The following is an 18,074-nucleotide window of genomic DNA, read 5'->3' on the forward strand; positions in this document are numbered from 1 at the left end:
AGAAAGGGTTATGAAAGGCTTGAGCCGTATGCGGTGAAAGTCGCACGTACGGTTCTTAGAAGAGGGAGAGCGAGTAATCGCTCTTTCTTATTCGGCGTCCAAAAATGCATCCGAATACTCACTCATAACCAATTATGTGCATCGAATCGGTGTGAAAACCAAATGTAGATCAAATTTTCAGACAAGCTCTCAGACATCAGGCATACTGGCCAGCCACAAACCCGGAAGCCCACGCCCAGTGTAAATTGTATCCGCCAAGCTGCCCTGTCACATCGATAACTTCACCTGTAAAATAGAGACCTTTGACTTTTTTTGATTCCATTGTTTTAGATGAGAGTTCATCAGTATCAATTCCGCCAAGTGTAGCCTCGGCAGTTTTGAAATCTTCGGTAGTATCCGGTTTGATCTCCCAGTTATGGATATGGTGAGCGATATTTTTTAGTTCCTTTTCATTATATTGATTTACAGGTTTTGACCGGATATTTGAGGCGCACCATATCCTTGAAAGGCGCGAAGGCAGATATTCTGAAAGCAAGTTATGCATATCGATTTTGCTTTTATTAAGCTGTCTTTCCATGAAAATCCCGAATATATCGATCCCGGGCAGCAGGTCAATAACAATTTTATCACCTTCCTTCCAGTATGAGGATACCTGGAGTATTGCAGGACCGCTAAGTCCCCTGTGAGTAAAAAGGATACTTCCCCGGAATTCTATTTTGTTGCATTTGATAGCGCCGTCAATTGAGATACCGCTTAATTCGCTAAATATAGTCCTGTCTTTCCGTGAAAAAATAAATGGAACAAGCGCGGGTTTTAGTTCAGTGACTTTCAGGCCGAACTGCTTTGCAATATCATGCCCCATCCCGGAAGCACCTATCTGCGGACAGGATAATGCGCCTGTTGCAATAACAAGCGACCCTGATTGAAAAATCCCATTATCAGTGGATACTATAAACGAATCTTCTTTATTCACTTCCATTATACGGCAATTTAATATAATTTTTACTGAGACATCATTACTTTCTTTCTCCAGCATTCTTATTATTTCCTCAGCGCTTTTGGCGCAGAACAACTGGCCAGCTTCCCTTTCTTCATATTTTATGCCATGTTTTTCAAGAAGGGCAATGAAATCACGGGGGCCAAAACGGGAAAGCGCAGATTTGCAAAAGTGCGGATTGTTTGATATAAAATTTGCAGGGTGGATATTGATATTTGTAAAGTTGCACTTCCCGCCGCCTGATATTCTAATTTTTTTCCCGATTTTATCAGCATGATCCAGAACAAGAACTGTGCGGCCTCTTTTCCCTGATTCGACGGCGCACATCATGCCTGATGCGCCTGCTCCTATTATGATGACGTCTTTTTTGATAATATTCATAAATCCTGCAAATTTTATTCACCGCAAAGGCTAACGTTTCTTTCTTTTATACCATCCTTATGAGGCCTGGGTAAAATAATTATACTGTAAGGATCATTTGTAAATGGTTGATGAGGTTTAAATGGTTACAATTGATCCATGTACACGGCTCAAGGTTATTAAGACCCAGCTTATTCCTGCAATCCTTAGAAGCGCAAGGGAAAATACCACTTCTGATATTAAAGCAGCGATAGAACTAAATCTTCCTTCTCTTGAAGAAAATTGCTATAAACTTGCTGAAAAATGTGAGAAAAATTATCCTGATTGCGGAAAAGAAGTTGAGTTATGCAGCACCGAAAATATTAAAACAATTTTCGCCCGGACAAGGGAACAACTTGAAAAGATATGGGAAGAGCGGAAGGGACAGGAAAAAGAAGCAACTGGAACAGATATTTAATTCAGTGACTCTACGAAGAAGCAGACAGATAATAAAGTATAAGAAGTTTCGGGTATATGATTAATTACAGGGGTGTTTAAAATATGGCATACGAAGCTAAAAATTTTGAGAGCCTGTTAGGTACGAAAGGTTTCAGCGACCAGTTGTTGAAAAACCATTTTACATTGTACCAGGGTTATGTGACAAATACAAACAAAGTTGCAGATGCATTAAGTGCAATGGCTAAGGAAGGAAAGACAACGACTCCGGAATACGCCGAGTTAAAGCGCAGGTTCGGCTGGGAATTTAACGGAATGAGGCTGCATGAATATTATTTCGGTAACATGATTAAAGGCGGGAAAGCAATCGAAAAAAATACAAATTTATATAAGAAAATTGTAGCGGATTTCGGTTCATACGAGGCCTGGGAGAAGGATTTCAAGGCAACCGGCGCCATGCGGGGAATAGGATGGGTGATCCTGTATTATGATGGGACAGAAGGACGGTTATTCAATACATGGATAAACGAACATGATGGAGGGCACCTCAGCGGGGCAAAGCCGCTCATAGTAATGGATGTCTTTGAACATGCCTATATGACTGATTACGGATTGAAGAAAGCAGATTATATCGAGGCATTTTTCAAAGCTATCGACTGGACGATAGATCCGGAAATGGATTCATGGATTGAATAAAACGAGTGATTCCATTAATTTTTTTATTTTAGTTTTATTTGACATCTATTGAATGATTTTTATTTTTAACCTGTAACATTTGAATAACAACCAATAAAAACAAATATATACTATGCTTTACAACAGATGTAAAGTATAGTATATTTATCTATGCAACATTACCAGTCAATAAAGGCAGGTTAAAAAATGCAACCATCAGAACTCTCAATATTTATCGTATTTTTAGCAGGAGTGGTTACGATCATGAAACCCTGTTGCCTCCCGCTTGTTCCTGTGATTTTTTCAGGCTCAGGAGGACACAGGCTGCGACCTCTTGCCATCGTTTCGGGACTGACAATCAGCTTTACTACCATGGGTGTCCTGGTTTCAGCATTTGGCGCCACGTTTGGAGCATATACTGATTATTTACGCAACATTGCCATACTGTTCATAATAACTATGGGTTTTGTGCTTTTTGATGAAGATGTAAATATGGAGTTCATGAAGATATCCGGCTCAATCACACAGGGTTTAAGAGGGATCGGGTTATTCAAGAGTTTCTCTTCCAGAATGCCGGAAGGAAGCCTGGTCGGGGGATTTTTCCTTGGCATGTCACTTGGTGTCCTCTGGATCCCATGCGTTGGCCCGATACTCGGGGCTGTGCTTGCTCTTGTGGCATCAGTAGGAAATACGACTTACGGCGCATCGATGCTATTCGTTTATTCCGTGGGCATGAGCCTCCCCATGCTTTCTATTGCCTATTATGGAAAAAAGCTCACGAACAGGTATAAATGGTTTTCAAGGAACGGAGAGCTTCTTAAGAAACTGTCCGGCCTTGTGCTGATAGTTATTGGAGTGATGCTGCTCTTTGGTATTGATAAGTTAATGATTAAGTTTCTATCCCCATATTTCCCGACGACGTTTTATGGAATATAGGGTTTTCCTATATTGAGACTTAACTCTGATTTACCAGAATTTCCACCAGGGTTTTTTCTCACTTTTCTCACCCATGCCGACAGGTCCGCCTTTGATGTATTTTTCAGGCTCGGAATCAAATGTTTTCTTGCATCCGGGAGCACAGAAATAATAGGTTTTTCCTTTATATTCTGATTTGAACTTTGCCGTATTTTCATCCACCTGCATACCACAAACTGGGTCTATTTGCATATTTTTCATTTCCTCCTTAGTTTTTATTAGTATCAATCATATATGTAATTTGTGTGTCAGAAAACAATTTAAGCAATAGGATAATGTTTGACCCTGAAATATGGATGAAGTCAAACGTATAAAGCAGTTAAAAAAAGAGAGAAATGCAATAATCCTTGCCCATAATTACCAGCGAGGCGAAGTGCAGGATATCGCGGATTTTGTGGGGGATTCATTCGGCCTGAGCCAGAAAGCAGTTGATAGCGGCGCAGAAATAATCGTCTTTTGCGGTGTTGATTTCATGGCCGAAAGTGCTGCCATACTGAATCCCGAAAAGACTGTCCTTATGCCTGAAACAAGTGCCCAGTGCCCCATGGCGGCTATGATTTCACCAGAGTCCTTAAAGCTTGAAAAAAAGAAATATCCTGATGCTGCCGTTGTCTGTTATGTTAATACTCCGGCTTCTGTTAAAGCAGAAAGTGATATCTGCTGCACATCAGCAAACGCGGTTAAAGTGGTGAATGCACTCCCGGAGAATGAAATAATCTTTGTCCCTGACAGGAATCTTGCCCTTTTTGTTTCGGCCTATACCACTAAAAAAATAATCCCGTGGAATGGCTATTGTCCCACCCATCACCTGATACTGCCGGGTGATATTCTTCTTGAAAAAGAGGAGCATCCCGGTGCGCAAATTCTCGTTCATCCCGAATGCAGGCCTGATGTGGTATCACTTGCAGACCAGGTACTCAGTACCGCAGGAATGCTAAAATATGCAAAACAATCCGGTTCCAGGGAATTCATCATAGGCACGGAACTCGGACTTTTGCACAGGCTGCGAAAGGAAAATCCCGATAAGATCTTTATACCTGCTACTAATTTAGCCGTCTGCCCCAACATGAAAATGAATACTCTTGGAAGTATTATCAGGGCTCTTGAAAATAATCAACATATAATAAAAGTTCCTGAAGATATCAGGATAAAAGCAAAAAAGTCACTCGACAGGATGCTGGAAGTGGGGCGCGGTGATTAATGGTTTATGGTCTATCTTGAGCTAATGCGATACAGGAACTGCGCAATGGCAGGACTTGCAGCGGTTATTGGTGCAGTCATCGCTTACAGCTCGGCTTCAGGAGAACTTTTATGGATAGGGCTTATTTTCATCACGGTTTTCTTAATAACGGGCGCCGGGAATGCCGTTAATGATTATTTCGATGCCGGTATCGATGCTATTAACCGCCCTGACCGCCCTATCCCTTCAGGAAGAATTACTAAAAATTCAGCTTTACGGTTTTCGATTGTATTATTTGCCGCAGGTATCATAATTTCATATTTTATCGGTTCCGACCATATTCCTTTTATCATTGCAGCATTCAACTCATTTCTTCTGTATTTCTACGCATCTTACCTTAAAAGAAAAGTTTTTGTGGGGAATCTGAGTGTCAGTTATCTGACAGGCTCAACATTCCTGTTCGGGGGCGCAGCTTATGGCGGAAAAGGGATCCAGGTGACTTTGATACTTTTTTTCCTGTCTATGCTTGCCACATTTGCACGCGAGATAGTAAAGACCATCGAGGATATGGAAGGGGACAGGAAAGATGGCGCATCAACGCTTCCCATAGTAATCGGTGAAAGACCGGCAGCATATATCGCGTGCGCATTCGGGCTCCTTGCTATCATACTCAGTCCTTTGCCCTATTTGATGAAATTATTCAATGAATACTATCTGTTTGTCGTGGGGATCGCCGATCTGATCTTTCTTTATGCCATTTTCATGATACTGAAAAAAAATCCTGCCGTTTCTTCAAAATATTTTAAAATCGCCATGTTTTTTGCCTTACTCGCTTTTATTGCAGGAAGCCTTCTGAATAATATTTTATAGTATACCTATAATACACCTTTCGTGCTTGGGATGCCTGACCCTGTTATTTTTACGGCTTTTTTTAAAGCAATTCCAAATGCTTTAAAGAGCGCTTCGGTTTTATGATGGTCATTCTCTCCTTTAACATCAAGGTGTGCATTGATCCCGGCATTATTTGTCAATGATTCGAAAAAATGGCGCGTATTCTGGGAGCTAAATCCTCCGATTTTCGCATCTGTGAATTTCCCATTAAATACAAGACAGCTCCGCCCGCTGATATCGATTGCTGCTGTTGCAAGAGCCTCATCCATGGGAACGCACACATCTGCGAATCTCTCGATACCCTTTTTATCTCCAAGGGCTTTTGCAATGGCCATTCCAAGTGTAATGCCCACATCTTCAACAGTGTGATGGTCATCGACTGTAAGGTCGCCGCGTGCTTTTACTATGAGATCAAAAGAGCCGTGTTTTGCAAAGGAATTAAGCATGTGGTCAAAGAATGCAATACCTGTATTGATGTCGGTATTTCCCGATCCATCCAGGTTGATCTTCAGTTCCATATCTGTCTCATTTGTTCTTCTCGATACTTTTGATTCCCTCATGGTAGGATTAAATTATTTGTAATTAATATAAAGCTATTGTTAATCCTTCCGGGAAATCAACTCCGGAATACCAGAGTCTGATTACATCTGTGCCAGGATTTTTACAAGCGGATGTAATGATTCCTGGTTACTAAAATCCGTTTCTGGCGTTTTTTTGAACACTATTCTTCCCTTCCTTGATTCTTCTACCTGTGTAAGTACGGTTCTTGCACTTTCAGAATAGTATTCCTCTTCGCATTCACAACATTTTACGTATGGCTGGGAACCCTTATCCACTAAAACATGGAAATAGAAATTTTTCGTATCATTATTCCCGCAGATCTCACATGGAACAAATTCCTGTATTAATTCACTAATCTTCATAATATCCTCAATAAGTGAAGTGTGTCTTGTATTATATATAATTTATCACTGTCTTAATATAAATAATTATTATAATAATGATTCTAATAAGTATAATCATAGCGTTAATCAGATTCATCATTCTCCCATAAATAGTGAACAAGCTAAAGCTTTTTATATTTACGTGAGAATGATATTATTAAAACAACAAATCAGGATACTATATTAATAAAATATGATCAGACAAAGATTCGTTCTTGATACAAGCGCCCTGACAGATACACAGACACGCGAGATTGAAGGTGGGAATTTAGATACCGCAATGGGAGGGATTCTTGCCATCATTGCGGAGGCGCGCCTCCATCTTGGCATTAGCTGCTATATCCCCTATCCTTCCGTATATACGGAAATGAGAGAATTTGCGAAAAATAACGGGTGCGGTGAGGATACCCTTGCCAGGATCGATACATGGCTGGTTAAAAAAACCCCTGACAGGTATGAAGTTAAAATTCCCTCCAAGATATTCTATGATTATGTGGATTTCATGCGCGGGCGCATCAATAAGGGAATGAACGTAGCAGAGGATGCTATCTGGGAATCTGCAACAGAATGCCTTTTTAGAACCACCAAAGCAAAAACAAAACACGAAATAGAGCCTGACATAGAGCGAAATGTGATTGGCGGCATAATAAATTCCTTCAGGGACAAATACCGGAATGCACTACGTTACGGAATTCTTGACAGCGCCCCTGATATTGATGTTCTGCTTCTTGCCAAAGAGCTTGACGCGGCTGTAGTGGCAAGTGACATGGGTATACAAAAATGGGCTGAACAGCTCGGGCTTCGTTTCGTTGAGGCAAAATCCTTTCCTTCAATGATAAAAGAATATTTAAAAAGAATAAAACCTGAAAAAGTGGCCAGCATGATATGACATCGATTTCAGTATATATCGCAGCATTCGGATTTATTTCCATAATTTTTCTTACGCTGCGTGATATCAGGATATATCGGCGCACAAAGCTTGAATCGTACAGGAAAGGGGCGCTTCGCGGGATGATAACAGGGGGGCTTGCATGGATCGGAATGATTTTCACAGCAGCAAATCCGGGTTTTGAAACAATCGGACTAACAATTATGCTTGTAGCTATTTATTTTAACAAGAAGGGCAAGCGTGAGGATGTATTCGGGGATGCGCCTTTGATGAAGAGAGTGCTTGGGGAAACGACGGTCAAGAAATAGAAACAATAGCGGTGAAAATGGCAAAATTTTTTTCAAATATTGTCCGAAGACTCTCTGAATCTCGCTCAAAGCCTGATCGAAAGGACAAGCAGAATATTGAGGAAAGAATTCCCCCATCTCAAAGAGTTTTTTGATGACCATTTATTGGTTCCAAGCTGCTACCATGAATATGTTAAGAGCGGCTGGAAGGTTGTGGAAAGTATATATCTGGCTAGAATGCACATTCGCAAAAAGCGATATGAATTAGCCTCGTTCTTTTTACGGGATATAGTGACAGAAGGCGATAGGCGTTGGCTAACTACTTAGATTACATTGAACCTGCATAACCAATTATAGCATTAAAATTGGGGTGGAGAAAGCTACAAACTGGGCACGTATAATTGCATATTTTCTAATATTTTTCATTAGAGATGCAATAGAAAGAATTTTAACATATAGCTGTATCCTAATATACGGTGTCTAAAATTGGTAAATCAGAATAAAATTCACAAGATGGGGCGGAGCAAGTATGTTCATGAGCGGAGCGAGGCATTGAAAGGCCTATATAATAATTTTACCCTTCTTCCTGACAAAAATCAAGCATGGGAGGATTTACATCGTCTTTCTCAAGACAAAGATTATATTATACAGTGGTGTGCAGCTGAAGTAATTGGCGCAACTTTTATGTATTTACCTGATAAAGATCAGGCTTGGTCTGATTTGGTTAGGCTCACGCTATCAGAATATAGCGAAGTGCGGGGGAGCGCAGTAAATGCAATCGGTGTGGCATTTCCCAACATACCTGATAAAGATCAGGCTCAGTCGGACCTGCATAGATTCACGAGGGATGGTGCTCGTATTGTGCGGTGGCACACAGCGAAAGCAATTGGCGTAGCGTTTTCGAATTTACCTAATAGAACTCAGGCGTGGTCTGACCTACTTCACCTTACTCTGGATAGAACTGGTGTAGTTAGAGCTGCCTCCTATCATTCCCTTGGGAAAATCTCTATATTAAAGGCAACAAGCGCAGAAGAAGAAAAGGAATTCAAGAATGAATTGGAAGAAGCTATTCGATATTTTGAAAAATCATCACATGAAATAATAAGTTATAGACCAGCAAAGTTTTGTCTCCCTTTTTACCGATCTTTTTACATGATAGCTTTCAGGAAAGATGAAATTGATATACAGCGGTATATTGCAGAAGCAAAAAGCGCTGTAGAAGGTTCGGAGAGTAGAGAAAAACTCCTAGAAGCTATTAAAAATCTAGGAAATGCACTAAAGGAAGCGCAGAAAGTGGAGGATACAGATTTCGACCTCAAGAAAAGCAATCTCAATGCATACATGCTGTATTGCGAGCACGCAGTTGAATTACTTGATGCGGTAGAGGAGAAAACGCCTGGAGCAGCAAGGTTAGTCAGGAAAGGGCTGCCGATTATTGATGAAATGATAAAGGAAATAATCACAGAGATTCGGGGGAGGGCTAAGGAAATATATGAGCGAACAAAAGACACTCCTTTAAAAGAATTTGGGCAAAAAACCTGTATGCAGACTCAAGATTTATCTTTACAAAATCCGCTTGATTTGGAGATTGGACTTGGAAGGATAATTAACACAGCAAAGGAATGGTGCGAATACATCAAGCATGATACCCTAAAAAAATCTGCTTGTGAAAAACTCAAATCTCTTGAAGGTAAGGAAATTAAAGAAAAAATAATGATTTTTTCTGAAGTCTTTGAATATATTTCACAAAATCTTAATATTCCACGCATACAGACGGTTCATTTTTGTGGTTCCAAAAAGGAGACAGTCCGAGTAGCTGTTATTCAATTCTGCTATAAATTAACAAATTCATATCCATTTGTTATTGAAAATAAGGACGAAGTAAAAGCAAAGATTTTTTCAGGACTTAATATAGCTGAAAGAGAGAGGGCAAATATTGTTTGTCTTCCTGAACTTTGTTTAATCGAAGAATGGATACTTGATATGGAAAAAAATTATTCAAATATGATTATCGTAGGTGGAAGTTTTTATAAAGATAATAAAAACATTTGCCCTATTATTGCTAAATCCAATACAGAAATACCCTCTCAGTCAAAGATTACACCATCAGCCCAAGAAGATCCGGAAATGTGGGAGAATGGAATGATTTTAGGAGATAGAATCTACAAATATGAAACCCAGTTTGGAAAATTTGTAGTACTTATATGCAGGGACTTTGAAAGATTTGCTCATTATTTCAGGGAAAGTGATGTTGATTTTATATTTTGTCCAGCCTTCAATGATGCAAATGATAGATTTCATATTGAAGCCAACAACCAAGTTACAAAAACGCCTTCCTATATATTGATAGCAAATACTGGAATTCATGGAGGGAGTTCAATTTTTGCACAGATGAATAAAAGTCACTTTAATAGATTGGTAAGTGAAGGTTGTAAAGATGAAGGGGATATATCATTCAAATTGTGTGAAGCCAAAAAGGGCAAAAACGAAATTATAATTGCGGATTTCAATCTAAATCACAAATCTATTCAAATACCAACTCCATCGGAATCTTCCCAAGAAAAAAGAAGTGTGACACATATTAGAAAGCTACCAATCCTCTAGATTGTTGCCTGCATAATGCCATATGACTGCCTTCATGCCCGTTCTTGTTAATGTATACGAAAATAGCAAGTGACAATATAAACCCTCATGCGCCCAGTCTGGATGTTCCACACTTTCCAGTGAGGATTGGTCACTACATCCACGTTCGTTATCATGCGCCTGAAAGACAATGGATAGCCAAAACTACTACTGAAATGATGAAATTCAGGCGTACATTTTGGATGAATTATACCAGCTATATCTTCTTTCGCAACACAAATCTTATCCTATCTTGCGCATGAGGTCTGCCTTCATTACTGATAACTATGCAATTCCATTAATGCTATTAATTATAAACTATGCCAAAACAACTTGTTTCTATCAATCATATAATTCGAACATAATAAATATATAATCAAAACAGAAGCTTATCTAAGCCTCGCTAATTCCTGGGTGAAATTATTACCTCTTCCACTTTGAAGCTTACAAATTTCTCTTTAGGTACAGTTATGCTCTTTACAAATATCCCATCTTTTTTGAAAGGTATCATTCCTGTATCATATACACCACCGGAGCTCTTTTTTAGGAGAAGTCTTATTCCACTGACGTAATAGTCGGCTCTGCTTTTGTTTGTCCAATCATCATTTGTTTTTCTATGCAATAATGTTCCTGAGCCTGACGCGGGTAAATATTCAAAAGTAACCTTAGTTATCCCGTATCCGGTATTTTTATAATAATCAATGCCATTAATTTGAGGGAATTCTTCGACCAGGATTTCCCAATCATTATTTACTACTTCCTTGAAACTTTCCCCACCCTCTATTGCAAGTACTTCGGAATTATTTACTACCCTGACGTTTACAGGTGTATCCAGGCATCCGCCAGCCATAATGACAATTGTTACCAGGACAATCGTAAACTTGGACCGGTCAACGTTCATTTGATAATCACAGCTGAATTATATTTGCATTATCCATAATAAAGTTAGAGGGGAATCCTGATCATCATGTACAAACAAAAAACTATTTCATTCTTAAGCAACTAGGAAAGACCAATGCTCACAAAACGAATAATCCCTTGCCTTGATGTGACTCTTGATAAAGCAGGAGGTTGCGTTGTAAAAGGTATTGAATTTGTCAACTTGAAAGAAGCTGGCGACCCTGTGCAACTGGCGAAAAAATATAATGAACAGGGAGCTGATGAGCTTGTTTTCCTTGATATAACCGCATCCTGTGAGCGCAGGGGGACCATGATTGATGTGATCGAAAGAACAGCTGATGAGGTTTTTATCCCTCTTACGGTAGGGGGCGGCATAAGCAGCACCGATGCCATACGCAATATCCTGAGGGCCGGGGCAGATAAGGTATCTATAAATACAGCTGCAGTCAAGAACCCTGATTTCGTAAGGGAGGCATCGGAAATATTTGGAGCACAGTGTATCGTTACAGCTATCGATTGCAGGCGCAACACCAACACCAGCGACAACAAAGACAAGACCATAATAGAGCTTGAAAATGGCACAAAAGCATGGTATGAGGTCGTGATCTATGGAGGAAGGACGCCAACAGGTCTTGATACTGTCCAGTGGGCAAAGAAGGTTGAAAAATTCGGCTCAGGAGAAATACTACTCACCAGCATGGATAAGGATGGGACAAAGGATGGATATGACCTCCCGATCACAAGGATGCTTTCAGAGACACTTGATATCCCGATTATAGCATCAGGCGGAGCTGGCAATATTGAGCATATGTATGATGCATTCACGAAAGGGAAAGCTGATGCTGCTCTTGCCGCGAGTATTTTTCATTTCGGTGAGTACACGATAGACGAGGCAAAGGAATACTTGAAGAAAAAGGGCGTGGCCATCAGGATTTAGACTTCAGGGTTTTGATTTTCTTTTTGTAGAAGAGGGAGATGGAGTATGTTTTTTTTTCGAAGTCATAGTTTATGCTAACTTTTGCAAGTTCATCTTTCCGGACCGGTTGTCCCATATTCTCTAACATTTCGAAAAGATCATTTGGTGTCAATACACCCTGCATTAACCTCAATGCAATATATGAGAAATGAACCGGCTCGATTAGTATTATCCCCGGGTTTTTAGGGTCGGTGCCTGATGACCGTATATGTTTTGGACGCATCTGTTAATCCATTGATTTGTGATATTAAAAAGCCTTTCTGAAATGCATCCTGAGATCAAATCTATGTGAATAAAACCCGGATAACAATAAATTAAATAACCCTCCAGCCAATTAAGCCCCATAAACCATGGCCAAAGTAAAAATTACAGATACGACCCTGAGAGATGCCCACCAATCACTCATAGCGACACGCATGCGGACAAGGGATATGCTCCCGATCGCCGGGAAGATGGATGAAGTCGGGTTCTTTTCACTTGAAGTATGGGGAGGCGCGACATTTGACTCTTCGATCCGGTATCTTAATGAAGACCCGTGGGACAGACTCCGGACGCTTAAGAAGGCCATCACGAAAACACCTCTCCAGATGCTCCTTCGCGGCCAGAACCTTGTGGGCTACAGGCATTATTCGGATGATATTGTTGTGAAATTCGTGGAACATGCGGCTGCTACGGGCATTGATATTTTCAGGATATTCGATGCGGTGAACGATATAAGGAACATGGAAGTCTCCATCAAGACCGCAAAGCGCGTTGGGGCGCATGTCCAGGGGACTGTTTGTTATACCATCAGCCCTGTTCACCCGATCCCCCTTTATGTTAAGATGGCAAAGGAACTTGAAGAAATGGGATGCGACTCGCTCTGCATAAAAGACATGGCTGGCCTTATATCACCGCAAAATGCATTTAACCTTGTCAGCGCGCTTAAAGAAGAAATTAGCATCCCGATTGACCTGCACAGCCACTGCACAAGCGGCATGGCCCCGATGAGCTATCTTTTTGCCTGCCAGGCAGGGGTTGATATACTCGATACCGCTTTTTCACCATTCGCCTGGGGCACATCGCAGCCCCCAACGGAAACTACGGTTGCAGCGCTTCGCGGAACGCCTTTTGATACCGGTCTTGATCTTATCCTTCTTACCGAGATAAAAAAATATTTCGAGGACATTAAAGAAAAATACAGGGGTATCCTTGACCCTATTTCAGAGAGAATTGACACGAATGTCTTAAAATACCAGATTCCGGGCGGTATGCTCTCCAATCTCGTATCGCAATTGAAAGAACAGAATGCCCTGGATAAATATGAGGCTGTCCTTGCCGAGATGCCACGTGTGCGCGAAGAACTGGGTTATCCGCCTCTTGTCACCCCGACGAGCCAGATAGTTGGCACGCAGGCGGTGCTAAACGTATTGATGGGTGAGCGTTACAAAGTCGTTCCTAAAGAAGTAAAGGATTATGTTAAAGGTCTTTATGGGTGTACGCCTGCCCCGATCAGTAAAGAGATCATGATAAAGGTACTTGGTGATGAAAAACCCATAACATGCCGTCCTGCTGACCTGTTGGCGCCTGAACTTGATAAATTAACAAAAGAAGCACAGGATCTTGGGATCGTCAAGAAACCGGAAGATATCCTTACATACGCCCTTTATCCTGCAATAGCTCCTAAATTCCTGCGAGGCGAAACAAAAGAGGAAACGCTTGAAACTCCAAAGCCGAATAATGGAAAAGCAACTGCATCGCTGCCAACGGAGTTCAAGGTTGAAGTTGATGGCGACCTGTTCAATGTCAAGATCATTTCGACAGGCGGAGGAATGTCTGTCCGCCCTGCAGAAACAGAGCGCCCGAAAGTGGCTGATGGAGCCATAACCGCAAGCATGCAGGGCATGGTTCTTAAAGTAAAGGTCAAGAAAGGTGATAAGGTCTCAAAGGGTGATGTGGTGATGATCCTTGAAGCTATGAAGATGGAAAATAATATTCATGCGTCTCATGCTGGCGCTGTAAAGGATATCTTTGTCAAGGAAGGCAGCACTGTAAGCGCAGGGGATGTGCTGATGGTGATCGGGTAGCGCAGGTGTCACTAATCCCGGGTATTATAAGTATTCCTGACAATAGAATGGCAGATACTAAGTCGGGGACTGCGCGCCTGCACCATCTGGTTCAAAGAGAGGAATCTTCACATCAGGATACCACATCTGCATGAACGCCAGCAGATGATATTTCATGAAAACGGGCAAAGGTACGGATACTATCAACAGGAATAATATCAATACCACTGCTGCGACCAGCCCGTAGGGTATCATCACTGCCCATAATAAGAAACTTTCTGAGCCCTGTCCCGGAGCTGATAGTATAAAATACAATATCAAAGCTGGTATGAAAAGGATAAAAAATATTATTATGAAAAGTATCAGCGCCACTATACCTACTACAATTGTCCCTGCTATCCAGGCGAAAAACCTGGCCACCCAGTAGATCACGATCTGTCTCCAGTCTTCTTTGAATCTTCCTGTGACCTTTTTTATGGCCATTACTATGCCCACCCTCTGATATATCACTACAGGTATTGCAAGACTTATGAACGAATTTATGACCCCGCTGAGAACTGCGAATACAAGCACTACACTAACAAACCACAAAATGCTGCCCAGAATCAATCCGGGAGTAATATTGCCTGATAGGAGCTGCCGGAACACTGGTAACATTGCCAGGATAAATAATGATAGGAAAACTACCCCCAGAATTATCTTTATTATGAACAGATTGAACCCCTGGCGCAAGTATTTCCGGAAGTATGTCCTGATGGCAACTTTATTCGTAACCAGGGATTCTACAAATACGAATTCCATGATGCTCGATAATAGGGTGAATAGCAGTATTATGAAAATGACAAAAGCAAGACCGATCAGAATATATGTCTGGTACTGATACCAGAACTGTGTTATTTTATCGATGATCTCCTGGGTTGAAGGTGCTTCCATCTTTTGGTCATCATTCTGCCAGCTTGCCGGGAAGTTGTAGTTCGGTATTCCCATACCTCCACCGATAAAGAATATAATGATACCGAGCCTTATCCATTTCCAGAAATCGAACGGCTCGGTGAGAGCTTTCTTTGTCCGTTTTATCGCCGAATTAAATGCATCTAAACCATACCAGCCCATGATTACCTGTTATACTCTCTTTTATAAATAATTTATGTACAATAGTTTTTAGAAATTAGCTACCCAGGATTTAAATCTAATACGGAAAAATTAAAACATGATAATTATAATTTATTAATAATTATATATTAGATAGATATATCTATATAGTGCTCTTATATTTTGATGGTAATCCGTGGGTAAAAGTATTATATTTTAATTATAATATTTTCAGAAGATAAAACCATACTTTAAAAAATCCGAGATGCATGGGGGTTTGCCGCAGGGGTAGTGTGGTCAATGCATCAGGCGCCAAGGTGGGGCGTTATACAGGGCAGCCAGGGCTATACCTGGATACACCAAACTTAAAGGGAGGAAAAGAAAATGAAAGATACGAGTAATAAAATAAGAAGCGTGGGGCTAATAACTTTCCTGGTTATATTCTCTTTGCTTCTGTTCAGTCAGCAGGCGTTGTCTACACAGCTATCGACATCCGGGACAATTAGCAACCCCGGGTTTGAATCAGGAATTGAATCATGGACATTCTACACGAACGGCACAGGAACTTTCACTGTAGTTTCTCCAGGTACCGAGGGGACAAAAGCGGCTAAGGTCTCTTTGACTGGCACTGGTACGAATATCCAGCTGTATCAGAAAGGGATATCACTGGAGGCAGATACGCGCTATCAGTTGAGTTTTTCAGCATATTCAACGTCCGGGCATGACCTGGATGTGAATTTGATCAAGCACAGTTCGCCATATACCAACTATGGCTTAAAACAACATTTTGACCTTACAGGGGACTGGCAGACTTTTACGACTGAATTTGATACGACTGGTTTCAAAGGTCCTGTGGATGATGGACGGTTAATGTTCTGGCTTGCACCGTTTGCGAAAGAAGGAGATACATACTACATTGATGATATAAGACTGGAAGAGATCCAGAACATTGGAGCATTTGAAAAATTGTATAAATTGTTTATGAAAAAATCTCTTCCGGAGTCTTTAGATCAATTCTACGCTAATTCGGTCCCTGAGGTTCCTTCAAGTGAATGGGTAGGCGAAATGTTCATACTGGCCGGAGCATTTGACGCAACACTGGCAAATATGCAGGAAAATGATATGGCTAATGCCATTGTTTCCTATGAAGCATTCGCCAGTGAATATCAGAACGTCTCACAGAAAGTTCCGGAATGGAAAGGATATTTCGATATCGCTGCGGTAGATAAACTCGGAGAAGATCTAAAGAACAATAATACTCCCGAGGCATTCAAAGATATCGGACCTATTGCTGCCACATGCGAAAAATGCATGGGGGAACGAAGGGCTCAAGTTTGGGCAAAATATTATTGGAAAAGTTTTGACGCTGTAGAAGTAAATGGAATGACATGGAAAGATGCTATGATCTCATTAGCTGTAAGCTTCGGAGGCATAGGAACAAATGCTGCGGAAGGTCAACAGAACGAGACGAATAACAGCTTCAACCAGTTTAATGCATCATATAAAGATTTGAAAGATGCTTGTTCCAATTGCCACGATACCCCAAGATATTACTATGTCAGTGATGATGTATTCACAAGAATAGATCAAATGGGAAAAGACATAAATGATGGGGATCTGAAAGCTGCCCGGGCAATTCAGCAAGAATTGGGGATCCAGTGCTATAGATGTCATGTTTTACATATGCCGGCCGAAGATATGAAAGATAAGATGGAAAAGTAAATCCCCATCTTCTTTTTATTTTTTTCATATACCGAAGACTTTATCATTCATCATCAACTATAAGGGGATACTATTTTTACTCCAGAGCGGGGTAGGGTAGTCAGGATATCCCGACGGGCTCATAACCCGTAGATCAATGGTTCGAATCCATTCCCCGCTATATAAGAATCTTTTTTCCTAATAAAACTTGTATGAAATAGTAATTTCAGCAACTTTTATTATAATGCATGGCTGTTTATGATTACTATGCAGGAACAAACGGTAAATTTATTTCTCCGAAAATTAATTTTCCTTTTGCTTTTGATATTAATTAGCGGTTTATCAGGATGTATTGAACCTTCTCCTGAAAACAATGTGGAATTATCGGAAAGCAATATTTCGGAAATCAATGCCTCAGGGGCCAATAAGAACCAGGGAATGTTCGATAATGCAGACCGCCTTTATGATGAGTACAAATGGAAGTTAGACCTTGTGACTGAAATCCAAAATCGTACTGATGCAATGGGGACAGCAGCCACAAAAGAAATGTATATCGAATGGAAACGCAGGAACAATGAAGCCATAGATGAAGGAGAAAGGCTTGCGAATTATATAACTGAGAATAGAGATATTTTAGGGCAATACTGGACATCTGATATACTGGTTTTAATTGCTAAAAATAAAGTAACATTTGAAAGGGATAACCAGAATCTTGAACAGATAGTTCGTTCTACGGAAGCACCAGAAATTCAATATAGCTGGAAAATTGATTATTATGGGACCGATGGAGGAGAGGATTTAGGAATAATGGAATTTGAAAATCAGGGAAAGAACCTTTCAAATATAAAATTCCGATTTGAGTTTTATCAATCAAGTGGAGAACAATATTCAACGAGAGGTCTTCAGATTGGGGATGTTGCTTCGGGAGCAACAGTAAGAAAAAAGATATCAATACCAGCCCGATATTACGGAACCTCCTCCTGGAGTACAAGAAAAGTCTTTATTTATATAAATGAGACCTGGAAAGAGGAGAAATTGGAGGAGATTAATTAGAGATCATCTTTCATCACTCATCCTCTCTCGTTATCCAGTAGACCGCTTTGTA

The 18,074-nt window shown here is 40.6% G+C and carries 19 protein-coding genes and 1 tRNA gene; 13 read left to right on the top strand and 7 right to left on the bottom strand.

Going from position 1 to position 18,074, the window contains the following annotated elements; translation table 11 throughout:
• Nucleotides 1-196: 196 nt before the first annotated feature.
• Nucleotides 197-1,372 carry an NAD(P)/FAD-dependent oxidoreductase gene (locus tag FIB07_07215; GenBank protein NJD52643.1) on the bottom strand — a complete coding sequence of 392 codons (1,176 nt, stop codon included), beginning with the start codon at nucleotides 1,370-1,372 and terminating at the stop codon, nucleotides 197-199.
• 127 nt (nucleotides 1,373-1,499) lie between these two features.
• Here FIB07_07215 and FIB07_07220 point away from each other — a divergent pair, with 127 nt between their 5' ends.
• The 3 genes from FIB07_07220 to FIB07_07230 all read left to right on the top strand — a co-directional run bounded on the left by FIB07_07220 (nucleotide 1,500) and on the right by FIB07_07230 (nucleotide 3,403).
• A complete protein-coding gene (locus tag FIB07_07220; protein NJD52644.1) occupies nucleotides 1,500-1,814 on the top strand; it encodes a hypothetical protein in 315 nt (104 codons plus the stop codon).
• An 83-nt stretch (nucleotides 1,815-1,897) separates the two neighbouring features.
• Nucleotides 1,898-2,488: a superoxide dismutase gene (locus tag FIB07_07225; protein NJD52645.1), complete on the top strand. Its 591-nt coding sequence runs from the start codon at nucleotides 1,898-1,900 to the stop codon at nucleotides 2,486-2,488.
• A gap of 186 nt (nucleotides 2,489-2,674) precedes the next feature.
• A complete protein-coding gene (locus FIB07_07230) occupies nucleotides 2,675-3,403 on the top strand; it encodes a cytochrome c biogenesis protein CcdA (protein NJD52646.1) in 729 nt (242 codons plus the stop codon).
• A 30-nt stretch (nucleotides 3,404-3,433) separates the two neighbouring features.
• On the opposite strand, the gene FIB07_07235 is transcribed toward FIB07_07230, so the two are convergent.
• Complete coding sequence (locus tag FIB07_07235; GenBank protein ID NJD52647.1) at nucleotides 3,434-3,634, bottom strand: YHS domain-containing protein; 201 nt, start codon at nucleotides 3,632-3,634, stop codon at nucleotides 3,434-3,436.
• Between the two features lie 100 nt (nucleotides 3,635-3,734).
• Here FIB07_07235 and nadA point away from each other — a divergent pair, with 100 nt between their 5' ends.
• Both nadA and FIB07_07245 read left to right on the top strand, forming a co-directional pair.
• A complete protein-coding gene (nadA, locus tag FIB07_07240) occupies nucleotides 3,735-4,643 on the top strand; it encodes a quinolinate synthase NadA (protein NJD52648.1) in 909 nt (302 codons plus the stop codon).
• 6 nt (nucleotides 4,644-4,649) lie between these two features.
• Entirely contained in the window at nucleotides 4,650-5,492 is an 843-nt protein-coding gene (locus FIB07_07245; GenBank protein NJD52649.1) for a geranylgeranylglycerol-phosphate geranylgeranyltransferase, read from the top strand.
• Nucleotides 5,493-5,497: 5 nt separating this feature from the next.
• Here the strand turns inward: FIB07_07245 and hisB are convergent, their stop codons facing one another.
• Both hisB and FIB07_07255 read right to left on the bottom strand, forming a co-directional pair.
• Nucleotides 5,498-6,073 (bottom strand): imidazoleglycerol-phosphate dehydratase HisB, encoded by a 576-nt coding sequence (hisB, locus tag FIB07_07250; GenBank protein NJD52650.1) that lies wholly within the window; start codon nucleotides 6,071-6,073, stop codon nucleotides 5,498-5,500.
• 81 nt (nucleotides 6,074-6,154) lie between these two features.
• Nucleotides 6,155-6,436: a hypothetical protein gene (locus FIB07_07255; GenBank protein ID NJD52651.1), complete on the bottom strand. Its 282-nt coding sequence runs from the start codon at nucleotides 6,434-6,436 to the stop codon at nucleotides 6,155-6,157.
• 214 nt (nucleotides 6,437-6,650) lie between these two features.
• Here FIB07_07255 and FIB07_07260 point away from each other — a divergent pair, with 214 nt between their 5' ends.
• The 3 genes from FIB07_07260 to FIB07_07270 all read left to right on the top strand — a co-directional run bounded on the left by FIB07_07260 (nucleotide 6,651) and on the right by FIB07_07270 (nucleotide 10,237).
• Entirely contained in the window at nucleotides 6,651-7,346 is a 696-nt protein-coding gene (locus tag FIB07_07260) for an RNA ligase partner protein (GenBank protein NJD52652.1), read from the top strand.
• Complete coding sequence (locus FIB07_07265) at nucleotides 7,343-7,654, top strand: hypothetical protein (protein NJD52653.1); 312 nt, start codon at nucleotides 7,343-7,345, stop codon at nucleotides 7,652-7,654. Before FIB07_07260 ends, FIB07_07265 begins: the two co-directional genes overlap by 4 nt.
• 465 nt (nucleotides 7,655-8,119) lie before the next feature.
• Nucleotides 8,120-10,237, top strand: coding sequence for a hypothetical protein (locus tag FIB07_07270; GenBank protein ID NJD52654.1), 2,118 nt, complete (start codon nucleotides 8,120-8,122; stop codon nucleotides 10,235-10,237).
• Nucleotides 10,238-10,658: 421 nt separating this feature from the next.
• Here FIB07_07270 and FIB07_07275 read toward each other — a convergent pair whose 3' ends face one another.
• Nucleotides 10,659-11,156 (bottom strand): hypothetical protein, encoded by a 498-nt coding sequence (locus FIB07_07275; protein NJD52655.1) that lies wholly within the window; start codon nucleotides 11,154-11,156, stop codon nucleotides 10,659-10,661.
• Nucleotides 11,157-11,270: 114 nt separating this feature from the next.
• Here FIB07_07275 and hisF point away from each other — a divergent pair, with 114 nt between their 5' ends.
• Nucleotides 11,271-12,092, top strand: a complete 822-nt coding sequence (gene hisF / locus FIB07_07280) for an imidazole glycerol phosphate synthase subunit HisF (protein ID NJD52656.1) — start codon at nucleotides 11,271-11,273, stop codon at nucleotides 12,090-12,092.
• Here hisF and FIB07_07285 read toward each other — a convergent pair.
• Nucleotides 12,082-12,354 carry a hypothetical protein gene (locus FIB07_07285; GenBank protein NJD52657.1) on the bottom strand — a complete coding sequence of 91 codons (273 nt, stop codon included), beginning with the start codon at nucleotides 12,352-12,354 and terminating at the stop codon, nucleotides 12,082-12,084. The two genes, hisF and FIB07_07285, sit on opposite strands and share 11 nt — an antisense overlap.
• Before the next feature lie 127 nt (nucleotides 12,355-12,481).
• On the opposite strand from FIB07_07285, the gene oadA reads away from it, so the two are divergent.
• Nucleotides 12,482-14,197 (top strand): oxaloacetate decarboxylase subunit alpha, encoded by a 1,716-nt coding sequence (gene oadA / locus FIB07_07290; GenBank protein NJD52658.1) that lies wholly within the window; start codon nucleotides 12,482-12,484, stop codon nucleotides 14,195-14,197.
• 57 nt (nucleotides 14,198-14,254) lie between these two features.
• Here oadA and FIB07_07295 read toward each other — a convergent pair whose 3' ends face one another.
• Complete coding sequence (locus tag FIB07_07295) at nucleotides 14,255-15,289, bottom strand: hypothetical protein (protein NJD52659.1); 1,035 nt, start codon at nucleotides 15,287-15,289, stop codon at nucleotides 14,255-14,257.
• Between the two features lie 363 nt (nucleotides 15,290-15,652).
• Here FIB07_07295 and FIB07_07300 point away from each other — a divergent pair, with 363 nt between their 5' ends.
• The 3 genes from FIB07_07300 (at nucleotide 15,653) to FIB07_07310 (ending at nucleotide 18,022) form a co-directional block, all read left to right on the top strand.
• Nucleotides 15,653-16,990 carry a hypothetical protein gene (locus FIB07_07300; protein ID NJD52660.1) on the top strand — a complete coding sequence of 446 codons (1,338 nt, stop codon included), beginning with the start codon at nucleotides 15,653-15,655 and terminating at the stop codon, nucleotides 16,988-16,990.
• 85 nt (nucleotides 16,991-17,075) lie between these two features.
• Nucleotides 17,076-17,150 (top strand) — tRNA-Met (locus FIB07_07305).
• Between the two features lie 86 nt (nucleotides 17,151-17,236).
• On the top strand, nucleotides 17,237-18,022 hold the full coding sequence (locus FIB07_07310; GenBank protein NJD52661.1) for a hypothetical protein: 786 nt from the start codon (nucleotides 17,237-17,239) through the stop codon (nucleotides 18,020-18,022).
• The last annotated feature ends 52 nt before the right edge of the window (nucleotides 18,023-18,074 follow it).

Origin of the sequence: Candidatus Methanoperedens sp., from assembly GCA_012026795.1 — an archaeon.
GTDB lineage: Archaea > Halobacteriota > Methanosarcinia > Methanosarcinales > Methanoperedenaceae > Methanoperedens.

What these genes read in the sequence shown, in the direction of transcription:
- FIB07_07220 (NJD52644.1), top strand. Translation starts at nt 1,500, where the DNA reads ATGGTTACAATTGATCCATGTACACGGCTCAAGGTTATTAAGACCCAG.
- FIB07_07225 (NJD52645.1), top strand. Translation starts at nt 1,898, where the DNA reads ATGGCATACGAAGCTAAAAATTTTGAGAGCCTGTTAGGTACGAAAGGT.
- FIB07_07230 (NJD52646.1), top strand. Translation starts at nt 2,675, where the DNA reads ATGCAACCATCAGAACTCTCAATATTTATCGTATTTTTAGCAGGAGTG.
- FIB07_07235 (NJD52647.1), bottom strand. Translation starts at nt 3,634, where the DNA reads ATGCAAATAGACCCAGTTTGTGGTATGCAGGTGGATGAAAATACGGCA.
- nadA (NJD52648.1), top strand. Translation starts at nt 3,735, where the DNA reads ATGGATGAAGTCAAACGTATAAAGCAGTTAAAAAAAGAGAGAAATGCA.
- FIB07_07245 (NJD52649.1), top strand. Translation starts at nt 4,650, where the DNA reads ATGGTCTATCTTGAGCTAATGCGATACAGGAACTGCGCAATGGCAGGA.
- hisB (NJD52650.1), bottom strand. Translation starts at nt 6,073, where the DNA reads ATGAGGGAATCAAAAGTATCGAGAAGAACAAATGAGACAGATATGGAA.
- FIB07_07255 (NJD52651.1), bottom strand. Translation starts at nt 6,436, where the DNA reads ATGAAGATTAGTGAATTAATACAGGAATTTGTTCCATGTGAGATCTGC.
- FIB07_07260 (NJD52652.1), top strand. Translation starts at nt 6,651, where the DNA reads ATGATCAGACAAAGATTCGTTCTTGATACAAGCGCCCTGACAGATACA.
- FIB07_07265 (NJD52653.1), top strand. Translation starts at nt 7,343, where the DNA reads ATGACATCGATTTCAGTATATATCGCAGCATTCGGATTTATTTCCATA.
- FIB07_07275 (NJD52655.1), bottom strand. Translation starts at nt 11,156, where the DNA reads ATGAACGTTGACCGGTCCAAGTTTACGATTGTCCTGGTAACAATTGTC.
- hisF (NJD52656.1), top strand. Translation starts at nt 11,271, where the DNA reads ATGCTCACAAAACGAATAATCCCTTGCCTTGATGTGACTCTTGATAAA.
- FIB07_07285 (NJD52657.1), bottom strand. Translation starts at nt 12,354, where the DNA reads ATGCGTCCAAAACATATACGGTCATCAGGCACCGACCCTAAAAACCCG.
- oadA (NJD52658.1), top strand. Translation starts at nt 12,482, where the DNA reads ATGGCCAAAGTAAAAATTACAGATACGACCCTGAGAGATGCCCACCAA.
- FIB07_07295 (NJD52659.1), bottom strand. Translation starts at nt 15,289, where the DNA reads ATGGGCTGGTATGGTTTAGATGCATTTAATTCGGCGATAAAACGGACA.
- FIB07_07300 (NJD52660.1), top strand. Translation starts at nt 15,653, where the DNA reads ATGAAAGATACGAGTAATAAAATAAGAAGCGTGGGGCTAATAACTTTC.
- FIB07_07310 (NJD52661.1), top strand. Translation starts at nt 17,237, where the DNA reads ATGCAGGAACAAACGGTAAATTTATTTCTCCGAAAATTAATTTTCCTT.